Below are 19,909 nucleotides of genomic sequence, written 5' to 3'. Positions count from 1 at the left end.
GGGGGAGATTGAGCGGTAGTGGGTTTTGTCGGTGTTGGCGAGGCTGTAGGTCTGGGAGCGGGACGGGGTGGGGATGACCGCCAGGCCGGGGCGCTCCACCAGCACCGGAGTGCCCGGCGGGACGGACAGCGAGCCGTCCCGGGTGGGCCGCCAGCTCAGCACCACCAGCGGCTGACCGGGCACCGGCAGTTGGTACGCCTGCAACGGGGTGGCCCTGTCGGCGGGTGAGACGACCGGCGCGCTCCCGTCGGCCGGTCGATAGATCACCGCCGTCATCGCGCCGGCGTCGGTGTCCCAGCTGAGCTGCTGCAACTCGGCCGGCTCGCCGCCGCCGAGGGCCACTTCGCCGAGCGAGCGCACGGTGAGCTTCGCCATCGGCCAGGACGTCGGCACCGACCGTGGGGCGTCCCGGTCCCCGATCCGGCGCGGGATGCTGCCGAAGGGGCCCCGATCGCCGGCCAGCACGCATGTGTCCAGGCCGGTGAGCGCCCGCCGGCCCGTGCCGGACTCGTCGCGGACCAACGGGTAGCGCGGGTCGACGGTGCCGGTGCCGAGGTCGAGCAGCCGGTCGGCGGCCCGCCCACGGGGGAGCGACTCCGTGGTTCGCAGGGTCGCGGTCACGCCGACTGCCGTGCAGGACGGTACGTCGACCGGTGCGCTGAGACCGTCCGCGATGGTCAACGTCCGGTCCTGTGGCCCGAGGAGACGCTGCACCCGGGCCGAGACCAGGTAACGCCGGCCACCGGCCGTCTGCACCGGCAGCACGTCGGAGTAGACGAGATAACCCGGATCGGTGTACTCGGTGGCGCGGGTCACCGCGTACCGGTCGCCCTCGCGAGTCAGTTGCAGCAGCCAGGACGCGCTTTCGCCGGGCACGTCGGCGGCCACCAGCGCCACCGGGGCGCCGTCGACCCGACCGGAGAAGAGGATGCCTGACGAGGGCAGGTGCGCGCGGTCGTCGGCCGGCGACCGCCAGCCCCGGACCGCCGCGGTGACCGCTGCCGTCGCGGTGGCGTCCCCGGCGAGGTCGCCGCGGGGCGGCCAGACGGCGAGGGTGCCGTCCAGGCTGTCGTACCCGACCCGGAGGTCCTGCGGCTTCCGTTCGGCTACCGGACCGCAGGCCGTGCCGGCCAGCAGCGCGCTCAGCAGGACGGGAAGCGCCCTGCCGTACCGACGGCCTGGAGTCACCTGGCCCGCCCCCGATCGCCTCGCCGTCGCTGTCGGAAAGCGCCATAGTACGAGATGTCCGATGCGGCGCCTCAGTTGGCCGGCATCCGAACCACCACAATGGACACCACCGGCGGTTCAGGGCGTTTTGGTTGCTCCGGTAGACTCCGCCGACTGTGACGCCTGCCGAGTCCCGCGCCCTGCCCGCGCCGCACCCGGAGGCGGCAGCCGACTCCGCCGAGCTGGTGAACTACCGCACACCGGCCGGCCTCTTCGCCGGCCCGCCCGCGTTGGCCGCCCCCACCACAGCGCCGGCCAACCCCGAAGCGCCGGCCGAGCCCATAGCGCCGGCCGAGCCCGGAGCACCGGCCGAGAGCGCGGTGCCGACGCGGGCGCGGTGGCGTCGGTGGACTCGGCGTCGGCAGCACCTGGCGGTGGGCGGGTTGTTCCTGCTCGCCGCACTCTGGGTGACCAGCCGGATCTGGCTGGACCCGTCAGGTCGGGTGGCCTCGCTCTACACCGGTGATCCGGCGCAGGTGCAGTTCTTCCTCGCCCATTCGGTACGCGTGGTGCTGCACGGCGAGTACCCGTTCTACACCGAGCAGTTCAACTACCCCGACGGCGTCAACCTGATGGCCAACACGGCCGTGTTGGCGCTGGGCATCCCGATGGTCCCGGTGACGCTGCTCTTCGGGCCGGCGGTCTCCTTCGTGGTGCTGGTCACGCTCGGTCTCGCCGGCACCGCCATGGCCTGGTACCTGATGCTCTCCCGCCACCTGGTGCGTACTCCGCTCGCGGCGGCGGTCGGTGGCTGGTTCTGCGGGTTCTCGCCCGCGATGCTCTCGCACGCCAGTTGGCACCCGAACATCATCAGCCAGTTCCTGCTGCCGTTCATCGTGTGGCGGGTGCTGGTGCTCACCCGCTCCGCAAAACCGGTTCGGGACGGGGCCCTGCTGGCCCTGCTGGTCACCGCTCAGGCGTTCATCAACGAGGAGATCCTGCTCTTCACGGCGCTGGCCTGCGGAGTCTTCCTGCTGGCGGTGCTGGCCCAGGAGCCGGCCCGCTGCCGGGCGGCGTGGCGACCCCTGGGCGTCGGCGTGGTGACCTGCGCGCTGCTGGCCGGGGCGCTGCTGGCGTACCCGCTCTACGTGCAGTTCGCCGGGCCGATGGCCTACCACGGGCTCAGCGACGCGGTGAAGGACTACGGCAACGACATCGCCGCCTTCTTCGCCCCCGGCTCGCCCACCCTCGGCGGCAACCAGCGAGCCAACATCAACCTGGCGCCGAACTACTCCGAGGAGAACGCCTTCTTCGGCTGGAGCCTGTCGATGCTGGCCATCGGCATCGTGGTCTGGCTGCGCCGGGAGTTGATCGTTAGGGCGCTCGCGGTGACCGGCGTGTTCTTCGCCGTGCTCTCCCTCGGCGAGCGGGTCTCCTGGTGGGACCGCGAGCTGATCACCGGGCCGTGGCAGTGGTTGGTCCACCTGCCGCTGCTGGACGCGGTGGTGCCGACCCGGTTCGGGCTCATCACCAGCGTGGTGATCGGTCTGCTGCTGGCGCTCGCCGTCGAGCGGGCCTGGGCGCTACGCCCGGCCGACCGCCGTACCGTCCGGGTGCTGACCGCAGCGGGCCTGGCCTTCGCGCTGCTGCCGATCGCACCGATGCCGCTGCGGATGGTCTCCCGGCCGCCGGTGCCGGACTTCATCACGGCGGACCGGTGGCGGGCGTACGTCGGGCCGGACCAGACGCTGGTGCCGATCCCGGTGCCCAGCATGGGCAACACGCACGGCATGCGCTGGGCGGCGGCCACCAACCTCGACTTCAAGATCCCCGGCGGTTACTTCCTCGCGCCCCGCAACGGCAACACCGGTGACGCGGGCCGGTTCGGCGGTCGTCCCAGTGGGGTGGGGCAGATGCTGGAGGAGGTGGCGACCACCGGCCGAACGCCCAAGCTGGACGACCGGCAGCGTCGGCGCTTCGCCGACGAGCTGCGGCACTGGCGGGCGGCGATCCTGGTGTTGCCGGTGCGGCAGCAGAACGCCGAGCCGCTGCGACGTACGGTCGAGGAGCTGGTCGGCCCGGGCCGCCAGGAGTTGGATGTCTGGGTCTGGGACGTCCGGACGCTCACCGACCGTTCGGTCTGATGACAACCGGGACGACGTCCCCGAACATCTCGCCCCCGGCGACGGTCGGCGCGGACCGCTCGGCCTGGCTGCGGGACGCGCTGGTGGTGGCCGGCTATCTGGGCCTCGCCGTGCTGGTGACCAGCGGGCAGTGGGGTCACCCGTGGCGGCTGTTCCACCAGGCGGGTGACCAGATTCTCTTCGAGTGGATGCTGGCCCACGCGGCGCATGCCGTGGTCGAGGGGGAGAACCCGCTCTTCAGCACCGGGTTGAACGCGCCCGACGGGGTCAACCTGATGGCGAACACCTCGGTGCTCGGCCTGGGTGTCCCGCTCACCCCGGTCACAGTGCTCTTCGGCTCGCAGGTGGCGTTCTGCGTGGCGGTCGTCTGCTGCCTCGCCGGGACCGCTGTCGCCTGGTACGTGCTGCTGCGCCGCCGGCTGGTCGGCACCCGGGCCCCGGCCGCGGTGGGTGGGCTGATCTGTGGCTTCGCCCCGGGCATGATCGCTCAGGCCGGCGCCCACCTGCACATCGCCGCCCAGTTCCTGGTGCCAGCGATCCTCGCCCTGGTGTTCCGGCCGGCCTCGGAGACGAGGCGACACGGCGTGTGGCGGCCCGGCGTCGGCCTGGGGCTGCTGCTCGTCTGGCAGGTCTTCATCGGCGAGGAGGTGCTGGTCTTCCTTGTGCTCGCGGCCGGCGTCTTCGCATTGGGTTACGCGCTCGCCGACCGGGCGGCCGCACGGCGGCTGGCGCCGGCCCTCTTCGGTCGACTCGCGGTGGCGGCCGGCGTGGCGGCGGTGCCGTTGGCGTACCCGCTGTGGTTCCAGTTCCACGGCCCGCAGCACTACTCCGGGATGGCGTTCGCCACGCAGGGTTTCCAACTGGACGTCGCCTCGTTCACCGCGTCGGCCCGGCAGACCGTGCTGGGTGACGACTGGCTGCCGGGGTTGCTCTCGCCGAATCCGACCGAGGAGAACTCGTTCTTCGGCCCGGGCCTGCTGGTGCTCGCTGTGGTGATCGTGATCTGGCAGTGGCGACGACCGCTGGTCCGGGCACTGGCCGCCTGCGGCGTGGTCTTCGCCCTACTCTCGCTCGGCGGCGAGCTGCGGGTGGACGGTGAGGCCACCGGCATTCCGGGGCCGTACCGGCTGGTCGGCGGGCTGCCGTTGCTCGATCTCGCGGTGCCGGCCCGGTTCGCGCTGGTCTGCGTACCGGTGCTGGGTGTGCTGGTGGCCCTGTCCCTGGACCGGGTCCGGGCCGCGCGCGGGCCGAACGTGGCGCCGGGCCTACCGGTGCGGCTGCTGTGGGCCGGCGCGGTCGCCGCCGCGTTGCTGCCCCTGATTCCGACGCCGATCCGCGTGGTGCCGGTCGCGCCGGTGCCGGCGTTTCTCGCCGCCGGTGGCTGGCGTCCGCTGGTGCCGCCCGGTCGGACGGTGGTCGCGGTGCCACCGGTCACCGGTGCCGGGCGCAGCCCGGTGATGCTCTGGTCCGCCCGTACCGGTCTGGCGTTCGCCGCGCCGGGCGGTTACTTCATCGGCCCCAGCGGCCCGGACGACCCGGCGGCCCGCTGGGGTGCGCCGGACCGGCCCACGTCGGTTCTGCTGCGGCAGGTGGCCGAGACCGGCGTGGTGCCGGTGCTCAGCGACGCCGACCGCCGCCAGGCCGTCGAGGACCTGCGGCACTGGCGTGCCGCGGTGGTCGTACTCGGGCACCTGGAGCACGGTGACCCGGTCCGCCGAACCGTCGACGACCTGCTCGGCCCGGGCCGACCGGTCGACGGCGGATGGTTGTGGGACGTCCGGGACCACGTCGGCTGAGCCGACCGATGGCGGGTCTTCGACTAACCCACCAGGGCGCGTACGTCCCACACCCAGACGTCGTCGACCCGCTGCGGTGACCCCAGCAGGGCGGTGACCAGCTCACGGAGCACCGCCTCGCGGGGGTGCGCCCCGAGCACCACCACCGACGCCCGCCAGAACCGCAGGTCCTCGACGGCCTGGCGGCGGTTCTCGTCGGTCAGCTCCGGAACGGTGCCGGTGTCCATGGTGGAGTAGATGAGGGAGCTGGTCGGTCGGTTCGGCGCACCGAAGACCCCCTCACCCAGCTCGTTCGGGCCGATGAAGTAGCCGCCCGGAACGGGAAACTCCTGCCCGGTCAGCGCACTCCACCGCAGCGTCGGCAGACCGTGCACGTTGCTCGGGATCGGCACCGGCACCAGGGTTCGACCCGCCGGCACGTACGGCCGCCAACCGCCCGCGGTGATGAAGTGCGGCGGTGGGTCGATCTGCTGGGCGGGCAGCGGGCGGGGGAAGAGCGGCAGCACGGCGAGGGCGACCGCCGCGTACCCCACCGGGCGCAGCCACCGACGGCGCGACCCGACCGGCTCGGCGGGCTCGGGGGACACAGCCGGGGCCCCTTCGGCGGCGCGCTGGGCCGGCACCCGCGGCCGGTCGGCCACCGGGCGCCCCTGGCGGTGCGCGGCGTCCCAGGTCAACGCGAGCAGTACGCCCACCGCGGCGGCGACCACCAGCGTCAACCGGGTCGGCATCATCATCTCGACCAGCGGCAGGTCGTCCGACACGTACGACCACGGGCCGCGCACACCGGTCTCCACACCGTTGAAGCGCACCCACGGCCCGATCGCGGCCACGCTGAACACCACGATGAGCACCGCGGCGATCCGGGCGGCCAGCGAGCGGCGTACGAGCAGCACCAGAGCCACCACCGAGAGCAGCATCAGCGGCCAACCGAACCAGGTGTTCTGCTCGGTCAGACCGATCGTCTTCTCCACTGCCGGGTCACCGGCCCAGGTGTCCCGGGCGAAGGTGACGAAGGCGACCAGGTCCTCGCCCCAGTTGTGGAACACGCCGCCCTGCAGGCCCCGGTAGGACTGCGGGCCGTTGAACTGGAACCAGATCGGGTACGCGGTGAGCACCAGCGCCAGCCCGCCGGCGACGCCGAGTCCGGCCAGGAAGGTGCCGGCGGCGGCCCGGATTGCCCGCGGCCGCTGCACGGCGTACGCCAGCACGATGACCAGGCAGGCCAGCGCGGTGAGCAGCAGCATCTCCTCGTTGATGAAGATCTGGTACGCCACCAGCGCACCGAGCACGAGGCCGTTGCGGCGCCACCGGCCCGGCTCAGCCAGGGTCAGTACCCGGACCACGATCAGCGGGAGCAGGAAGTTGGAAACGAAGTTCGGTTGGCCGTTGGCGTGGTGGATGATGCCCGGCGCGAAGCCGAGGAAGGCGCCGCCCACGAACGCCGCCGCCCGGGAACGCACCAGGTGGCGGGAGAGCATCCAGTACCCGGTGCCGGCGGTGGCCGCCAGCGCCGCGCCCAGGTAGAGCGAGTACATCACCTGGGGGCCGAGCAGCATGGTCAGCGGGGCCAGCGGCAGGGTCACCCCGAGCAGCGAGGTGTTGGCCATCATGTTCACCCCGTCCGGGGCGTTCTGGCGGGCCGTGAACAGCGGGTTCTCCAGGTGCCGCACCGAGTACTCGCCGTGCGCGAACAGCCACTCGAACCAACTGTGGTCGGTGGGCAGGTGCGAGGAGACCCGGCCGTTGACGTCACCCCAGTAGTTGAGGCAGACGAAGACGCCCAGCAGCACATAGGCTCCGAGGGCCAACAGGTCGGCTCGGGCCGGACGGCGCCGAGGCCGCCGTGTCGACTCGGCCTCGACCGGGTCGGCGTCGGTCACGGGATTCAGCGAAGGGTCTACCACCGGCACAGCCACGACGCGCCATCGTACAGGCGGGGTTCCGTCACTTTTGCCGGGCCGGTGCGCTGACGGTCGGTTTGCCGGACGGTGACTCGTCGGCCAGCCTTACCTGGTGACGGAAGGACGGTCGTTGTCGATCATCGAGCTGGGCGAGATCCGGGACGAGCCCGTGTCGGCGCCTCCGGTTCGCCGCCCGCGCGCCGTCGGTCGCCCGCTGCACAGCGCGACTGTGCTGGTGCTCAGCCTGGTGATGCTGGCCGGTGCCGCGCCGCAACCGCAGCGCACGGTGAGCGTGGTGCCGGCGTCGCGGATGGCCACCGCGTATCTGGCCGGCGACGCCGTCTACGTGGTCGATCCGCCGACACCCGACGGGGAGCGGTACCTGACCGCGTACGCCCAGCCGGCACCGACCGGCGTCGGGGTGCGGCGGCGGTGGCAGGCGCCGCTGGCCCGCACGGGCAACTACCTCGACGTCCGGGTCGAACGGGGTCTGGTGCTGGCGTGGGCGGTCAACGCCAACCGGCTGTTCCAGACCATCGCCTTCGACACCGCGACGGGCCGGCAACGCTGGCAGCATCCCGGTGCTGCCCAGCCGACGCCCGGCGGTGTCCTGCTGGTGACAAATGGCCGGGAGGGCGGGTCGGCCGCGATGAGCGGGGTGGACCCCGACACCGGCCTGGTGCTCTGGTCGGTGCCGATCCCGCCGGCCGCCAGCCCCACCTACCACCTCACTTCCGAGGGGCAGGTCGACCGGTTCGTGCTCCTGCAACCGACCGGCGAGGTGCAGGTGCACGACGCCGGCACCGGCCAGCTGCTGCGCAGCATCGACACGCTGCCCGGGGACCGGTCGGCGTACCAGCGGGTGCAGATCGTCGACGACCTGCTGCTGCTCGTTCCGCCGGGCAGCACCCGGCTGGTGAGCTTCGGGCTGGCCGAGTTGGAGCCACGGTGGACGGCGGAGGTGACGTTGGTGTCGCATGTGCTCGAATGCGGTGGTCTGCTCTGCGCGGTACCGCAGACCGGCGGCCTCCAGGTGCTCGACCCGACGACCGGCTCGGTGCGGTGGTCGGAACCGGGCCAGGACGTCCTGGCCGACGTCCGGTACGGTCGGCTGCTGATGGCCCGGCCCGGCCAGGGGTACGCGGTGCGGGACGCGGCCACCGGGCAGGTACGAATCGAACTGGGCGTGTGGAGTCTGATGCCGGTGCTGGGGCCGGACGATCCGCTGGTCGGTGTGCGGCGGGGTGACGACGGTCGGATGGTCGTCGCCGAACTGGACCTGGTGGCCGGTCGGACGCGGATCGTCGACGTGCTGCCGGGCATCGCCGGCAGCTGCCAGGCGTCCCTGCCGGTCCTGCTCTGCCAGCGCCTCGACGGCACCACCGCGCTGTGGCGGTTGACGCGATGACCGGGCCGGTGATCGACCTCGGTGAGCTGCGGCACGACCCGGACCCGGACCCGGTGCCCCGCCCGCCCCGCGCTCATGGTCGTCCGCTGCGCTTGGCGCTGGTCGTGGTGCTCGCGCTCGTCACGCTCGCCGGCTCCGTCGTCACACCAGCCCGGCCGGCCCCGGTGACGCTGCCGGTCCGGTCCGGGTCCGACGTCATGGTCGACGGTGACCTCCTCCTGGTCCTGGAGCCGACCAACACCGCGACCCGACGGGCGCGGGTGGCCGCCTATCGGTTACCCGGCGGCGAGCCGGTCTGGCAGGCGCCGCTGTCGGCGGAGGCCAGGTACTGGGGGATGACGCCACTGGCCGGGATGCTGCTGGCCACCGGCTACGAGATCGGCCCGGAGGGTCGGGACACAATCACCATCGCGCTGGACCGGGCGACCGGGGCGTACCGGTGGCAGCAGCCGGGCACCGTCTCCAAGCTGACCGACGGCAATGTGCTGCTGCGCACCGGCGGCGAGACCTTACCGTCCACTCTGCGCGCGATCGATCCGTGCTGCGGCACCGTGCGCTGGCAGCTCTCCGACTTCAGCGCCGAGACGACTGTGCGGGGCACCGAGCGCGGGGTGGACCGGGTGGTGCTCAACCAACTGGACGGGCCGGTCGAGGTACGCGACGCGATCACCGGCGCGGTGCTGGCCCGCGCCGACCTGCGCCCGCCCGACGGCGGCCCGATCGGCCTGGACCTGACAAAGGACCTGCTGCTGGCCATCGACAGAGGCTCGGGCACTGTCACCGCGTACGGGCTGGATCAGCTTGACGCCCGCTGGACCCGCGCCAGGCTCCACGTCGACTTCGCGCTGGACTGCGGCCCCGTCCTGTGTGTGCGCACCGGCAACAACGAACTGCAGGCGCTCGACCCGGCAACCGGCGAGGTGCGCTGGAGCAGCACCCAGTGGGGGTGGGCCTGGCCGACCGGCGGCCGGCTGATGGCCAACATCAGCGGGATCGGTCCGCTGGAGCAGTACATCGTGCTCGATGCGCTGACCGGCCAGCAGGTGGCCGACCTGGGCCGGTGGGAGCTGTACCAACTCGGTCCCGGCGGTCGGTTGGTCGGCATACGGCGGCACCCCGACGCAGGGGTGATCGTCGGCGAGTTGGACGTCGGCGCCGGAGAGGTGCGCATCGTGGACGTGCTGCCCGACGCCACCGGGGAGTGTCAGGCGATCACCGGCTACCTGGTGTGCAGTGCGGCCGGCGGGTACCAGCTCTGGAAACTGACCGACTGATCACCAGTTGGCCTGGGCGGGTGGCGGGGGCAGCGGCACCGACGCGGGTCGCAGCACGTACGCCACCCCACCGCTTCCCCGTTGCCAGACCGCCTCGAACGCCTGCCGGGGCACTGTGCGACGGACCGCGTCGTCGTCCGGGGCGTACGGGTCGTTGAGCACCGGGTCGCCGTCGGCGCTGAAGCCGACCAGGACCATCAGGTGCCCACCGGTGTCGTACCCGAGCCCCGGCACCTCGTCGGCCCGGAACGCGGCGGATACGATCAGGGGGATGCCGGCGGCGACGAACTCCTCCGCCTCGACCAGCGACCGCAGCCGGGTGACGAACGCGTCCACCCCGTGTAGACCGGCGTACGCGGTGTTGAACGGCCAGTTGCCGGCCCCGGCGTACGCGTGGTCGTAGCAGTGCCGGGCGGCGTGTACCACCACCGGACGCGGGCCGGACGGCTCCACCCAGGCGTAGCGGTCCGGCGTCGGCTCGGCGCCCCAGTAGGCGAGCACCATCGAGGTGCAGGTGGGGCTGCACCAGGAGTCCCCGCCACCACCCCACTGCGGGTACTGGCCGGCGTGCAGCCGCTGCGAGTAGCGGGGCACGTCCAGCACCCGGCCCCAGGCAGCGGACGGGACGGGCTCCCCCGCGTACCCCTGGTTGGCGATCGTGGGGCCGGTGGCGACCGCGCCGATGCTGCGCAGCACCGGGCCGGTCGGGCTGCCGGCGGGCCGGCACAAGGTCACCCGCGCCTGCCAACCGGTGACCGTCGCTCCGGTCACGATCAGGGTGTCGGTGTCGACCCGGGCGGCACTGTCACGCTGTCCGGGCAGCGAGGTGCGCCGTACGGTGTCGTCGCCGGCGGCCCAGCGGGCCAGCCGGTACCAGTCGGTGCTGGGCGCGTCGTCGTGCCAACCGCGCAGGTCGACCTCGATCCAGCAGCCGTCCGGGGTGTCGGCCGTCCAGGACGGCACCACCTCGGCGACGGCGAAGCCGACCCGTACCGGCGGCGACGTCCAGGTGCCCCGTTCGGCGACGCCGTCGAGGACGAGCCCTCGACCGCCGGCGAGCAGGCCGTCGCCGCTGCCGCTGCTCGTGTCGGCCGGCGGGTGGAAACCCTGGTAGGCGATGTCCCGTCGGGTGGGTGGTGCCGCAGTGGTCATGCCAGTCCGTCCGTCGTTCGGTGCCGCCGGCCAGCATCGCGTACGCCGCGGTCGCCCGCAACGCCGGCCGGCGCGGACGGCGAGGGACGATGGTTGCCGGCCGGCACTAGGTTGTCGGTGGTCAGCAGCGAGGAGGCCGGGATGCGGGTACTGGTGGTCGAGGACGAGCGCAACCTCGCCGACGCGATCGCACGCGGGTTGCGCAAGCGGGGGATGGCGGTCGACGTGGCGTACGACGGCGACGCCGGCCATGAGGCGGCGTTCGTCACCCGGTACGACGTGGTGGTGCTCGACCGCGACCTGCCGGGTGTGCACGGTGACCAGATCTGCGCCGACCTGGCGGCCTCCGGCGCGTTGACCCGGGTGCTGATGCTCACCGCCAGCGGCACTGTCGCCGACCGGGTGGAGGGGTTGCAGCTCGGCGCGGACGACTACCTGCCCAAACCGTTCGCCTTCGACGAGTTGGTCGCCCGGGTGCAGGCGCTGGGCCGGCGGGCCACCCCGGCCGCGCCTCCGGTGCTCGAACTGGCCGACCTGGTGCTCGACCCGGCCCGCCGGGTGGCCACCCGCGCCGGGCTGCCGGTGGACCTCACCAACAAGGAGTTCGGGGTGCTCTCCGAGCTGCTCAAGGCGCGTGGCGCGGTGGTCTCCAGTGAGGAGCTGCTGGAACGGGTCTGGGACGCGAACACCGACCCGTTCACCACCATCGTCCGGGTCACCGTGATGACGTTGCGCAAGAAGCTCGGTGACCCGCCGTTGATCGAGACGGTGGTCGGGGCGGGCTATCGCACCGCCGAGGTGGGCGCATGAGCCGCCGGCTGCGACCCACCCTGCGGCTGCGGCTGACCCTGCTCAACGGGGTGCTGCTGATCGGGGCGGGAGCGATCCTGGTGTTGCTGGCCTGGCTGCTGGTCCGCGACGCGTTGCGTCCCACCGACGAGTTGGTGCCCGGCACGATCGTGCTGCTCTCCGACGGCCGGCAGATGGACGCCGCCGAGTGGCAGCGGCAGTTGGTCGACGCCGCCTCCGGGGAGCTGCTGGCCAAGGGCCTGGTCGCGCTGCTGGCGATCAGCGTGGTCGGGGTGGCCGGCGCGTACGCGGTGGCCGGTCGGGCCCTGCGCCCACTGCACCAGGTCACGGCGACCGCCCAGCGGCTCGGTGAGGCGACCCTGGACCAGCGGATCGGCTACTCGGGCGCCGACGACGAGGTGGCCGAGTTGGCCAAGACGTTCGACGCCATGCTGGACCGGATCGCGTCCGCCTTCGAGGCCCAGAAGCGTTTCGTGGCGAACGCCTCGCACGAGCTGCGTACCCCGCTCGCCGTGATGCGGACGGAGATCGACGTTACGCTCAGCGACGACGACGCGGACACCGCCGAGTACCGCCGGATGGCGACAGTTGTCCGCGACGCTTCCGAGCGGGCCAACGGCCTGGTGGACGCGCTGCTGGTGCTGGCCCGCAGCGAGGCGCAGGCCGGGCGGCAGTTGGGCCGGCGTACCGAGTGTGACCTCGCCGCGGGCACCGCCAACGCGCTGTCGGCGATGCGCCGCGAGGTGGAACGGATCGGCCTGCGGGTGCAGACGTCGCTGGAGTCCGCGCCTGTCGTCGGTGACCCGGGGCTGCTCGACCGGCTGGCCGGAAACCTGATCGAGAACGCGGTCCGCTACAACCACCTGCACGGTCGGCTCTGGGTGCGTACCGGCACCGACGGTGACCGGTCCTGGCTGGTGGTGGGGAACACCGGGTTCGAGGTGGACCAGGCCGACGTGCCGGGGTTGTTCGAGCCGTTCCGCCGTGGTGGCCGCGAACGCACCGGAGCCCGTGGCTCCGGCCTGGGGCTGTCCATCGTCCGGGCGGTCTGCGCCGCGCACGGCGGCACCGTACGGGTGGTCGCGCAGCCCGGCGGTGGCCTGGAGGTGACTGTCACTCTGCCGTCGTCGGACGCCCCGGCCGTGCCCGGAACGGTTTCCGCCGCCGGCTGATCGGGGTTGCGCGCCCCGCTCGCCCGGTGGCAAGATCGCCGGGTCAGCTCGGAGAGCGAAGGGGGGTGCGTCGATGTCCATCAGTCAAGGCTCCGCACCCCGGGTCTTCGCAGGCTGACCCCCGGCGGCGGAGCGTCCCCATCCGAAGATGGAGAGACCACCCGTGTATCCACGGATCCGCAACATCAGCTTCGACTGTCACGACACGTACGCCCTGGCCGGCTTCTGGTCGGCGGTGCTCGGCTACGCCCGGCTCCCGGAGGACGTTCCGGGTGACCCGGAAGCTGCCCTGCTGCCGCCGGACGGTGCCACGCCGAACATGTTCTTCCAAGCGGTCCCTGAGGACAAGGTGACCAAGAACCGGCTCCACGTCTGCCTGGAACCAATCGACCGGACCCGCGACGAGGAAGTCGAGCGGGTGCTCGGTCTCGGGGCCACCATGGTCGCCGACCGGCGGCGCGCCGACGGGACGGGCTGGGCGGTTCTCGCCGACCCGGAGGGGAACGAGTTCTGCGTGCTCCGCAGCGCCGGGGAGCGTGTCAACACCACTGTGGAGGACCAAGCATGAGTTCGACGATCCACAACATCAGCATCGACTGTTCCGACACGTACGCGCTCGCCGGCTTCTGGGCGCAGGTCTTCGACTGCCCACGGCAGCCCGACGACTTCCCCGGCGACCCGGAGGCGATGCTCCTGCCGCCGGGTGGCCCGGAGGTGCTGTTCATCGCGGTGCCCGAGGGCAAAACGGTGAAGAACCGACTGCACCTGGACCTGCAACCCGCCGACCGGACCCGGGCCGAGGAGGTCGAGCGACTGGTCGGCATCGGTGCGACGCTCGTCGCCGACCACGTCGGCCCGACCGGTGGTGGTTGGGTGGTGCTCGCCGACCCGGAGGGCAACGAGTTCTGCGTGCTCGGCAACGCCGCCGAGCGGGCGGCGGCGCGAGCCGCGGCAGCGGTTGCCGAACCGGCCTGACCGCCGACGTACGGCACGGGGCCCCGGCCACCCTCGGGTGGCCGGGGCCCGCGCCACGCTGCTGGGGCGGGACTTGCCCGCGAGACTCCGGCGTTGGCCGTGTCGTAGCGCGGTGACTAGACGAAGGCTGTCATGCCCGCGTATTCCGCCACCGGGGCGGCGCCGACATGCTCGTACTCGAGCAGGAGCAGACCCTTCGCCGTCGCCTCGTGGTGCACCAGTCGGAGGCCGACGGGCGCGTTCGGGTGATCGAGCAGCCGCCGCCCGGAGCCGGCCACGGTGGGGGCCACGACGAGTCGGAGTGTGTCGACGAGGCCGGCCGACAACAGAGCCTTGCCAAGTCGTGCGCTCCCGTGGATCTGGAGCTCCCGTCCTGGCTGAGTCTTGAGCTCCCCGACGGTGTGGATCGGGTCGCCGTGGAGCACGGTCGTCGGGTGCCAGCTACCTTCCGTGAGGGTGTTGGTCACGACGTACTTCGGTAGTGAGTTCATCCGTTCGGTGAACGGATCGTCCGGATCGGTGATCTGCGGCCAGTCGCGAGCGAACGCCTCGTAGGTCCGCCGTCCGAGCAGCAGACCGTCGGCAAGACCCAACCAGTCAGAAGTCCGGCGGACGAAGACCTCATCCAGGTAGGGCACGAGCCAGCCGCCCCGGGTGAAGTCGTCGCTCGTGTCCTCGGTCGGCGAGCCGGGACCCTGGCTGACGCCGTCGAGAGTGACGAACTGGGTGAGGACGATCTTCACAGCGCCCCCTGGCTCTCGGCGAGCCCGGCGAGTTGTTCGGTGACCGAGCCCCAGCCGTCCGCGAAGCCGATCTTCTCGTGAAGGTCACGAGCGGCGGGATCACCGTGGCGGACGATGATCCGGTAGTCCGTGCCGTCCGGATGGTCCTTCATGGTGATCTCCGCCGTCATCGGAACCGGGGTGGGGTTCGCGGGCCGCCAGGCGCTGTCGATCACGTTGGTGAACACGATCCGTTCGAGGTCGTCGACGACGAGGAAGCACGCGTCGAGGTGCGGGACGAACTCCACCCCGTCCTCGCTCAGTCGGGTCACGAGCGCGCCACCGGGCCGGGCGTCCAAGCGATCGACGCGGCACAGGGCCGGCGCCGGTATCCACCACTTCTCGAAGCGGGACGGGTCGGTCCAGGCGCCCCACACGGCGGCGCGAGGGGCGCGGATGACCCGCGCCATGGTCAGGTCGAGGTCGGGATTCATTGCTGGTTCTCCTGCTCATCGGTGACGAGGCGTTCCAGGCGATCCGTGCGCTCTTCCCATATCCGCCGCTGCTCCGCAAGCCAGTCGTCGACGACGGCGAGGCGCTCGCGGTTGAGCACGCAGGTGCGCACCCGGCCGGACTTGGTCGTGTGGATCAGTCCGTTCGACTCCAGCGTCCGCACGTGCTTCATGAACGAGGGGAGGGTCATCGGAAGTTCGCGGGCGAGGTCGCCGACGCTTGTCGGACCGTGGCCGAGGCGTCGGATGACCCAGCGCCGGGTCGGGTCAGCGAGGGCGACGAACACGCCGTCGAGCTGCGCCGAATACTGTGCCATGCGGCTAAGTGTTGCTGGAGTTGACACTTAGCGCAAGAGCAAAGTATCCCCGGCCCGGGGAGTGGCTGCCGTGCCGACCGCAGCCGGTCGGCGAGCTTCAGGAGAGCAGCAGGGGCCCCGGCCACCCGAGGGTGGCCGGGGCCCCGGTCTCGTACGGATCAGGACTGCTGCTCGACCTGGCCCCGGATCGCGGTGAACTCGGTCTTCGCCTGGTCGGCGGACTTGAAGTACATCACCACCATGCCCAGGCTGCCCCGGTCGGCCCAGACGCAGATGCCCAGTGGCACGGTGTCGGCCTTGCCGTCGCCGCAGCGCGCCTCACCGCCCAGCGGGCCGGCGTCGACGGCCGTCATCTTGTTCACCGTCAGCTGCTTGGACAGGCCGTCCACATAGGCGTCGAGCTCCTTCTTCGGGTCCGACAGCAACCCGGACACGCCCGTGATCATGACGAGGTCCTGCTTGGTCGGGTCGCCGTAGAAGGCGGCGACCGTGCTCGTCTCGTTCCCCGCCGCCGTCTTCATCCCGCTGACCGCCTGCTCGGCGGCCGTCTGGAGCTCCGGGTTGGTGAGCTTCGGCCGGCCGGCGAGGGTGGCCGGCGCGACCACCCGGGTCTTGCTGGCATCCACCACGGCGCCCACGTCGTCCTTGACGACGAACCAGGTGATCGCCACGCCGCCGACGCAGAGCACCAGCACCACGGCCAACACGATCAGCACGATCTTGCCGACGTTCGACTTCTTCGCCGGGGGAGGGCCGCCGGCCAGGTTCGGGTCACCGTACGGCTGACCCGGCTGCGCGGACGGGAAACCAGGCTGGGCCGGCGGGAAACCGGGCTGCGCGGGCGGGAAGCCCGATTGCGCGGGTGGGAAACCACCGGGCTGCTGTGGGTGTCCCTGCTGCTGCGGCGGCGGCCAGCCGCCCGACTGCTGCGACGGGTCGGGGGAATCGTGCGGCGGGCCGTAGGGATTGGCCGGCGGCTGGGACATCAGTCAGCTCCAAGATGGGGGTGCAAAACGCGTGATCCTAACCCGGCGCGGCGCCCGCCGTCGTCCCCGCGGAAACCCCATCCTGCGGCCGCCTGATCACAAACGGTCGCGGTGGCCGGTCCGTCCAACAGGGACGGTCCGACCACCGCGACGGTGGTGCTGCGATCGGTCAGGCCGGCAGGCTCGCCGCACCGCGCGGCAGGAACCGCTGGCCGGTCACCCGCTCGGAGGTGCCGGTCCGATCCAGGTACGGCGTGACGCCGCCCAGGTGGAACGGCCAGCCGGCGCCCAGGATCATGCACAGGTCGATGTCCTGCGCCTCGGCGACCACACCCTCGTCCAGCATCAGCCGGATCTCCTGCGCGAGCGCGTCGAGCGCGTTCTGGCGTACCTGCTCGGCGGTCAGCGGCTGGTCACCAACGACGAGCAGCTTGGCCACCTCCTCGTTGACCTGGTCGTCGACCACGATCGGTTGGCCCGAGTCGGCGATCCGCTTGAGGTTCTCGCTGACCCCGAACCGGTCCGGGTACGCGGCGTGCAGGGTGCCGCCCACGTGGTACGCGACGGCCGGCCCGACCAGCTGGAGCAGGGCCAACGGGCGCATCGGCAGGCCCAGCGGGTCCAGTGCGCTGTTGGCCACGTCCAGCGGGGTGCCCTGGTCGACGGCGGCGAAGACGGTGCCCAGGAAGCGGGTGAGCAGCCGGTTCACCACGAACGCCGGAGCGTCCTTGACCAGCACACTCGACTTCTTGAGCTGCTTGCCCACCGCGAACGCGGTGGCCAGGGTGACGTCGTCGGTGCGCTCGCCCCGGACGATCTCCAGCAGCGGCAGCACCGCCACCGGGTTGAAGAAGTGGAAGCCGACCACCCGCTCCGGGTGCTCCAACTCGGCGGCCATCTCGGTGATCGACAGCGAGCTGGTGTTGGTCGCGAGCACCGCCTCCGGGGAGACGATCTTCTCCAACTCGGCCCAGACCTGCTTCTTGACGCCCAGGTCCTCGAAGACCGCCTCGATGACGAAGTCCGCGTCGGCGAAGGCGCTCTTGTCGACCGTGCCGCTGACCAGGCCGTACAGCTTGGCGGCGGTGCCCTTGTCCATCCGGCCCTTGGTGACGGCCTTCTCGATCTGGGTGTGCACGTAGCCGACGCCCTTGTCCACCCGGGACTGGTCGAGGTCGGACATCACCACCGGCACCTGGAGGCGGCGGGCGAACAGCAGCGCCAGCTGGCTGGCCATCAGACCCGCGCCGACGATGCCGACCTTGGTGATCGTGCGGGCCAGGCCCTTGTCCGGTGCGCCGGCCGGGCGCTTGGCCCGCCGCTGCACCAGGTCGAACGCGTACAGGCCGCTGCGTAGCTCCTCGGAGAAGACCAGGTCCGCGAGGGCCTCGTCCTCGGCGGCGGTGCCGGCGGCGAAGTCGCCGTCCTTCGCCGTCTCCAGCAGGTCGAGCGCCTTGTAGGCGGCCGGGACCGCGCCGTGCAGCCGCTGGTTGAGCGTCTCCCGGGCGAAGTAGAGCACGCCCGCCCACATGTCCTTGTCGACCTCGGGCCGGGTCACGGTGACCTGACCCCGGACCACGCCGGCAGCCCACTCCAGGGATCGCTCCAGGAAGTCCGCAGGCTCCAACAGGATGTCCGCGATGCCCAGCTCGGCCGCCTGCTTGGGCTTGAGCATCTTGTTCTGCATCAGCGGGTTCTGGATGATCACCTGGGTCGCGGCGGGGATGCCGATCAGGTTCGGCAGCAACTGGGTGCCGCCCCAGCCGGGCACCAGACCGAGGGAGACCTCGGGCAGCGCGAGGGCCGCCGCGCCGCCGGAGAGCGTCCGGTAGTGGCAGTGCAGCGCCAGCTCCAGGCCACCGCCCATCGCCGCGCCGTTGACGAACGCGAAGGTGGGGACGGTGCTGTCCTTGAGCCGGGCGAAGACCCGGTGGCCGAGCCGGCCGATCTCCAGCGCCTGCTCGCGGTCGGCGAGCTGCGGCAGGCCGACGATGTCCGCGCCCACGCAGAAGATGTACGGCTTGCCGGTGACCGCGATGAACGCCGGGTCGGCGGCGAGCGCGGCGGTGATCGCCTCGTCCAGGCTGGCCAGCCCACCCGGGCCGAAGGTGTTCGGCTTGGTGTGGTCGAAGCCGTTGTCCAGCGTGATCAGGGCGGCGGGCCGGTCCAGCCCCGGCACGTTCACCTGGCGCAGCAGCGCCCGGGTGACGACCTCGTTCGGTGCGGCGAGCGCGCTCACTTGTTGCCCTCCGTCCAGTGCGGGTTCTCCCAGATCACGGTGCCGCCCATGCCGATGCCGATGCACATCGCCGTGAGGCCGTACCGGACCTCGGGGTGCTCGGCGAACTGGCGGGCCAACTGCGTCATCAGCCGCACGCCGGAGGACGCGAGGGGGTGGCCGATGGCGATCGCGCCGCCCCACGGGTTGACCCGGGCGTCGTCGTCGGCGATGCCGAAGTGGTCGAGGAAGGCGAGCACCTGCACGGCGAACGCCTCGTTCAGCTCGAACAGGCCGATGTCGTCGATGCTGAGCCCGGCGAGGCGCAGCGCCTTCTCCGTCGACGGGATGGGGCCGATGCCCATCACCTCCGGCTCGACTCCGACGAAGCCGAACGACACCAGCCGCATGGCGACCGGCAGGCCCAGCTCGCGGGCGGTTGCCTCGTCGGCCAGCAGGCTCGCGGTGGCACCGTCGTTCAGACCGGCCGCGTTGCCCGCGGTGACCTTGCCGTGCGGGCGGAACGGGGTCTTCAGGGTGGCGAGCTTCTCCAGCGAGGTGTCCCGCGGGGCCTCGTCCACTCCTGCCAGACCCCAGCCACCCTCCGCGTCGCGGATGGCCACTGGCACCAGGTCGTCCTGGAGCTTGCCGTTGGCGTACGCCTTGGCGGTCTTCTGCTGCGAGGCGAGCGCGAATGCGTCGGTGCGTGCCTTGGTGATGTGCGGAACCAGGTCGTGCAGGTTCTCCGCGGTGGAGCCCATCACCAGCGCGGACGGGTCGACCAGCTTCTCCGCGACGATGCGCGGGTTGGGGTCGACGCCCTCACCCATCGGGTGGCGGCCCATGTGCTCGACACCACCGGCGATGGCGATGTCGTACGCGCCCATGGCGATGCCGCTGGCCACGGTGGTGACCGCGGTCATCGCCCCCGCGCACATGCGGTCGATGGCGAAGCCGGGAACGGTCTTGGGCAGCCCGGCCAGCAGGGCGGCGGTGCGGCCGATGGTGAGGCCCTGGTCGCCGATCTGGGTGGTGGCCGCGATGGCGACCTCCTCGACCCGCTCCGGGGGCAGCTGCGGGTTGCGGCGCAGCAGTTCCCGGATGCAGCGGATCACCAGGTCGTCGGCGCGGGTGTTGGCGTACATGCCACCCGCCTTGCCGAACGGGGTACGGACGCCGTCGACGAAGACGACGTCGCGAACTTCACGGGGCACTTGAGCCTCCTAATCGACCGTGATTCGGCCTTCGCGCCGGGCGGCACGCCGGACCGAACAAGGGTCGCCGACACGGGCACGTTTCCCTCGAATGCTACTCGCCAGTAACCAACCCCGTCCCCACCCCCGCCTGTGGCC

17 protein-coding genes are annotated in these 19,909 nt (G+C 71.9%); 8 read left to right on the top strand and 9 right to left on the bottom strand.

Translation table 11 applies throughout. The features are described 5' to 3' along the window. Positions 1-1,188, bottom strand: a 1,188-nt coding sequence (locus tag DLJ58_RS11295; protein WP_124855568.1) for a hypothetical protein, incomplete at its 3' end; no start/stop codon positions are given. 269 nt (positions 1,189-1,457) lie between these two features. On the opposite strand from DLJ58_RS11295, the gene DLJ58_RS11290 reads away from it, so the two are divergent. Both DLJ58_RS11290 and DLJ58_RS11285 read left to right on the top strand, forming a co-directional pair. Then, the gene (locus DLJ58_RS11290; RefSeq protein WP_425271308.1) at positions 1,458-3,311 is read left to right on the top strand and encodes a DUF6311 domain-containing protein; all 1,854 of its coding nucleotides are present in this window, start codon (positions 1,458-1,460) and stop codon (positions 3,309-3,311) included. After that, the gene (locus DLJ58_RS11285; protein WP_244218888.1) at positions 3,311-5,107 is read left to right on the top strand and encodes a DUF6311 domain-containing protein; all 1,797 of its coding nucleotides are present in this window, start codon (positions 3,311-3,313) and stop codon (positions 5,105-5,107) included. The genes DLJ58_RS11290 and DLJ58_RS11285 overlap by 1 nt, the downstream gene beginning before the upstream one ends. A gap of 23 nt (positions 5,108-5,130) precedes the next feature. Here the strand turns inward: DLJ58_RS11285 and DLJ58_RS11280 are convergent, their stop codons facing one another. Continuing rightward, entirely contained in the window at positions 5,131-6,999 is a 1,869-nt protein-coding gene (locus DLJ58_RS11280; protein WP_425271307.1) for a DUF6311 domain-containing protein, read from the bottom strand. Between the two features lie 124 nt (positions 7,000-7,123). Here DLJ58_RS11280 and DLJ58_RS11275 point away from each other — a divergent pair, with 124 nt between their 5' ends. Both DLJ58_RS11275 and DLJ58_RS11270 read left to right on the top strand, forming a co-directional pair. Beyond that, positions 7,124-8,419 carry an outer membrane protein assembly factor BamB family protein gene (locus DLJ58_RS11275; RefSeq protein ID WP_124855562.1) on the top strand — a complete coding sequence of 432 codons (1,296 nt, stop codon included), beginning with the start codon at positions 7,124-7,126 and terminating at the stop codon, positions 8,417-8,419. Beyond that, a complete protein-coding gene (locus DLJ58_RS11270) occupies positions 8,416-9,693 on the top strand; it encodes an outer membrane protein assembly factor BamB family protein (RefSeq protein ID WP_124855560.1) in 1,278 nt (425 codons plus the stop codon). Before DLJ58_RS11275 ends, DLJ58_RS11270 begins: the two co-directional genes overlap by 4 nt. Here DLJ58_RS11270 and DLJ58_RS11265 read toward each other — a convergent pair whose 3' ends face one another. After that, positions 9,694-10,845, bottom strand: coding sequence for a peptidase C39 family protein (locus DLJ58_RS11265; RefSeq protein ID WP_124855558.1), 1,152 nt, complete (start codon positions 10,843-10,845; stop codon positions 9,694-9,696). 141 nt (positions 10,846-10,986) lie between these two features. On the opposite strand from DLJ58_RS11265, the gene DLJ58_RS11260 reads away from it, so the two are divergent. The 4 genes from DLJ58_RS11260 to DLJ58_RS11245 all read left to right on the top strand — a co-directional run bounded on the left by DLJ58_RS11260 (position 10,987) and on the right by DLJ58_RS11245 (position 13,802). Next, complete coding sequence (locus DLJ58_RS11260; protein ID WP_124855556.1) at positions 10,987-11,655, top strand: response regulator transcription factor; 669 nt, start codon at positions 10,987-10,989, stop codon at positions 11,653-11,655. Continuing rightward, a complete protein-coding gene (locus DLJ58_RS11255) occupies positions 11,652-12,827 on the top strand; it encodes a sensor histidine kinase (RefSeq protein WP_124855554.1) in 1,176 nt (391 codons plus the stop codon). The genes DLJ58_RS11260 and DLJ58_RS11255 overlap by 4 nt, the downstream gene beginning before the upstream one ends. A 148-nt stretch (positions 12,828-12,975) precedes the next feature. Continuing rightward, a complete protein-coding gene (locus tag DLJ58_RS33805) occupies positions 12,976-13,395 on the top strand; it encodes a VOC family protein (RefSeq protein ID WP_208741016.1) in 420 nt (139 codons plus the stop codon). Beyond that, a complete protein-coding gene (locus DLJ58_RS11245) occupies positions 13,392-13,802 on the top strand; it encodes a VOC family protein (RefSeq protein ID WP_124855550.1) in 411 nt (136 codons plus the stop codon). Before DLJ58_RS33805 ends, DLJ58_RS11245 begins: the two co-directional genes overlap by 4 nt. A gap of 116 nt (positions 13,803-13,918) precedes the next feature. Here the strand turns inward: DLJ58_RS11245 and DLJ58_RS11240 are convergent, their stop codons facing one another. The 6 genes from DLJ58_RS11240 to DLJ58_RS11215 form a co-directional block, all read right to left on the bottom strand. Then, the gene (locus DLJ58_RS11240; RefSeq protein ID WP_124855548.1) at positions 13,919-14,545 is read right to left on the bottom strand and encodes a dihydrofolate reductase family protein; all 627 of its coding nucleotides are present in this window, start codon (positions 14,543-14,545) and stop codon (positions 13,919-13,921) included. Beyond that, positions 14,542-15,018 carry an SRPBCC domain-containing protein gene (locus DLJ58_RS11235; RefSeq protein ID WP_124855546.1) on the bottom strand — a complete coding sequence of 159 codons (477 nt, stop codon included), beginning with the start codon at positions 15,016-15,018 and terminating at the stop codon, positions 14,542-14,544. Before DLJ58_RS11235 ends, DLJ58_RS11240 begins: the two co-directional genes overlap by 4 nt. Continuing rightward, positions 15,015-15,353, bottom strand: coding sequence for an ArsR/SmtB family transcription factor (locus DLJ58_RS11230; RefSeq protein ID WP_124855544.1), 339 nt, complete (start codon positions 15,351-15,353; stop codon positions 15,015-15,017). The genes DLJ58_RS11235 and DLJ58_RS11230 overlap by 4 nt, the downstream gene beginning before the upstream one ends. Positions 15,354-15,511: 158 nt before the next feature. Then, positions 15,512-16,339 carry a hypothetical protein gene (locus DLJ58_RS11225; protein ID WP_124855542.1) on the bottom strand — a complete coding sequence of 276 codons (828 nt, stop codon included), beginning with the start codon at positions 16,337-16,339 and terminating at the stop codon, positions 15,512-15,514. Between the two features lie 169 nt (positions 16,340-16,508). Continuing rightward, complete coding sequence (locus DLJ58_RS11220; protein ID WP_124855540.1) at positions 16,509-18,578, bottom strand: 3-hydroxyacyl-CoA dehydrogenase NAD-binding domain-containing protein; 2,070 nt, start codon at positions 18,576-18,578, stop codon at positions 16,509-16,511. Beyond that, positions 18,575-19,771 carry a thiolase family protein gene (locus tag DLJ58_RS11215; RefSeq protein ID WP_124855538.1) on the bottom strand — a complete coding sequence of 399 codons (1,197 nt, stop codon included), beginning with the start codon at positions 19,769-19,771 and terminating at the stop codon, positions 18,575-18,577. Before DLJ58_RS11215 ends, DLJ58_RS11220 begins: the two co-directional genes overlap by 4 nt. Positions 19,772-19,909 lie beyond the last annotated feature (138 nt).

The sequence above is a fragment of the Micromonospora arida genome (assembly GCF_003857035.1).
Lineage (GTDB): Bacteria > Actinomycetota > Actinomycetes > Mycobacteriales > Micromonosporaceae > Micromonospora > Micromonospora arida.
This window is presented reverse-complemented; position numbering and strand designations above follow the sequence as displayed.

Bases quoted from the DNA above. Each gene is read 5' to 3' on its own strand.
- DLJ58_RS11285 (WP_244218888.1), top strand. From the start codon at position 3,311: ATGACAACCGGGACGACGTCCCCGAACATCTCGCCCCCGGCGACGGTC.
- DLJ58_RS11270 (WP_124855560.1), top strand. From the start codon at position 8,416: ATGACCGGGCCGGTGATCGACCTCGGTGAGCTGCGGCACGACCCGGAC.
- DLJ58_RS11265 (WP_124855558.1), bottom strand. From the start codon at position 10,845: ATGACCACTGCGGCACCACCCACCCGACGGGACATCGCCTACCAGGGT.
- DLJ58_RS11260 (WP_124855556.1), top strand. From the start codon at position 10,987: ATGCGGGTACTGGTGGTCGAGGACGAGCGCAACCTCGCCGACGCGATC.
- DLJ58_RS11255 (WP_124855554.1), top strand. From the start codon at position 11,652: ATGAGCCGCCGGCTGCGACCCACCCTGCGGCTGCGGCTGACCCTGCTC.
- DLJ58_RS33805 (WP_208741016.1), top strand. From the start codon at position 12,976: ATGGAGAGACCACCCGTGTATCCACGGATCCGCAACATCAGCTTCGAC.
- DLJ58_RS11245 (WP_124855550.1), top strand. From the start codon at position 13,392: ATGAGTTCGACGATCCACAACATCAGCATCGACTGTTCCGACACGTAC.
- DLJ58_RS11235 (WP_124855546.1), bottom strand. From the start codon at position 15,018: ATGAATCCCGACCTCGACCTGACCATGGCGCGGGTCATCCGCGCCCCT.
- DLJ58_RS11230 (WP_124855544.1), bottom strand. From the start codon at position 15,353: ATGGCACAGTATTCGGCGCAGCTCGACGGCGTGTTCGTCGCCCTCGCT.
- DLJ58_RS11225 (WP_124855542.1), bottom strand. From the start codon at position 16,339: ATGTCCCAGCCGCCGGCCAATCCCTACGGCCCGCCGCACGATTCCCCC.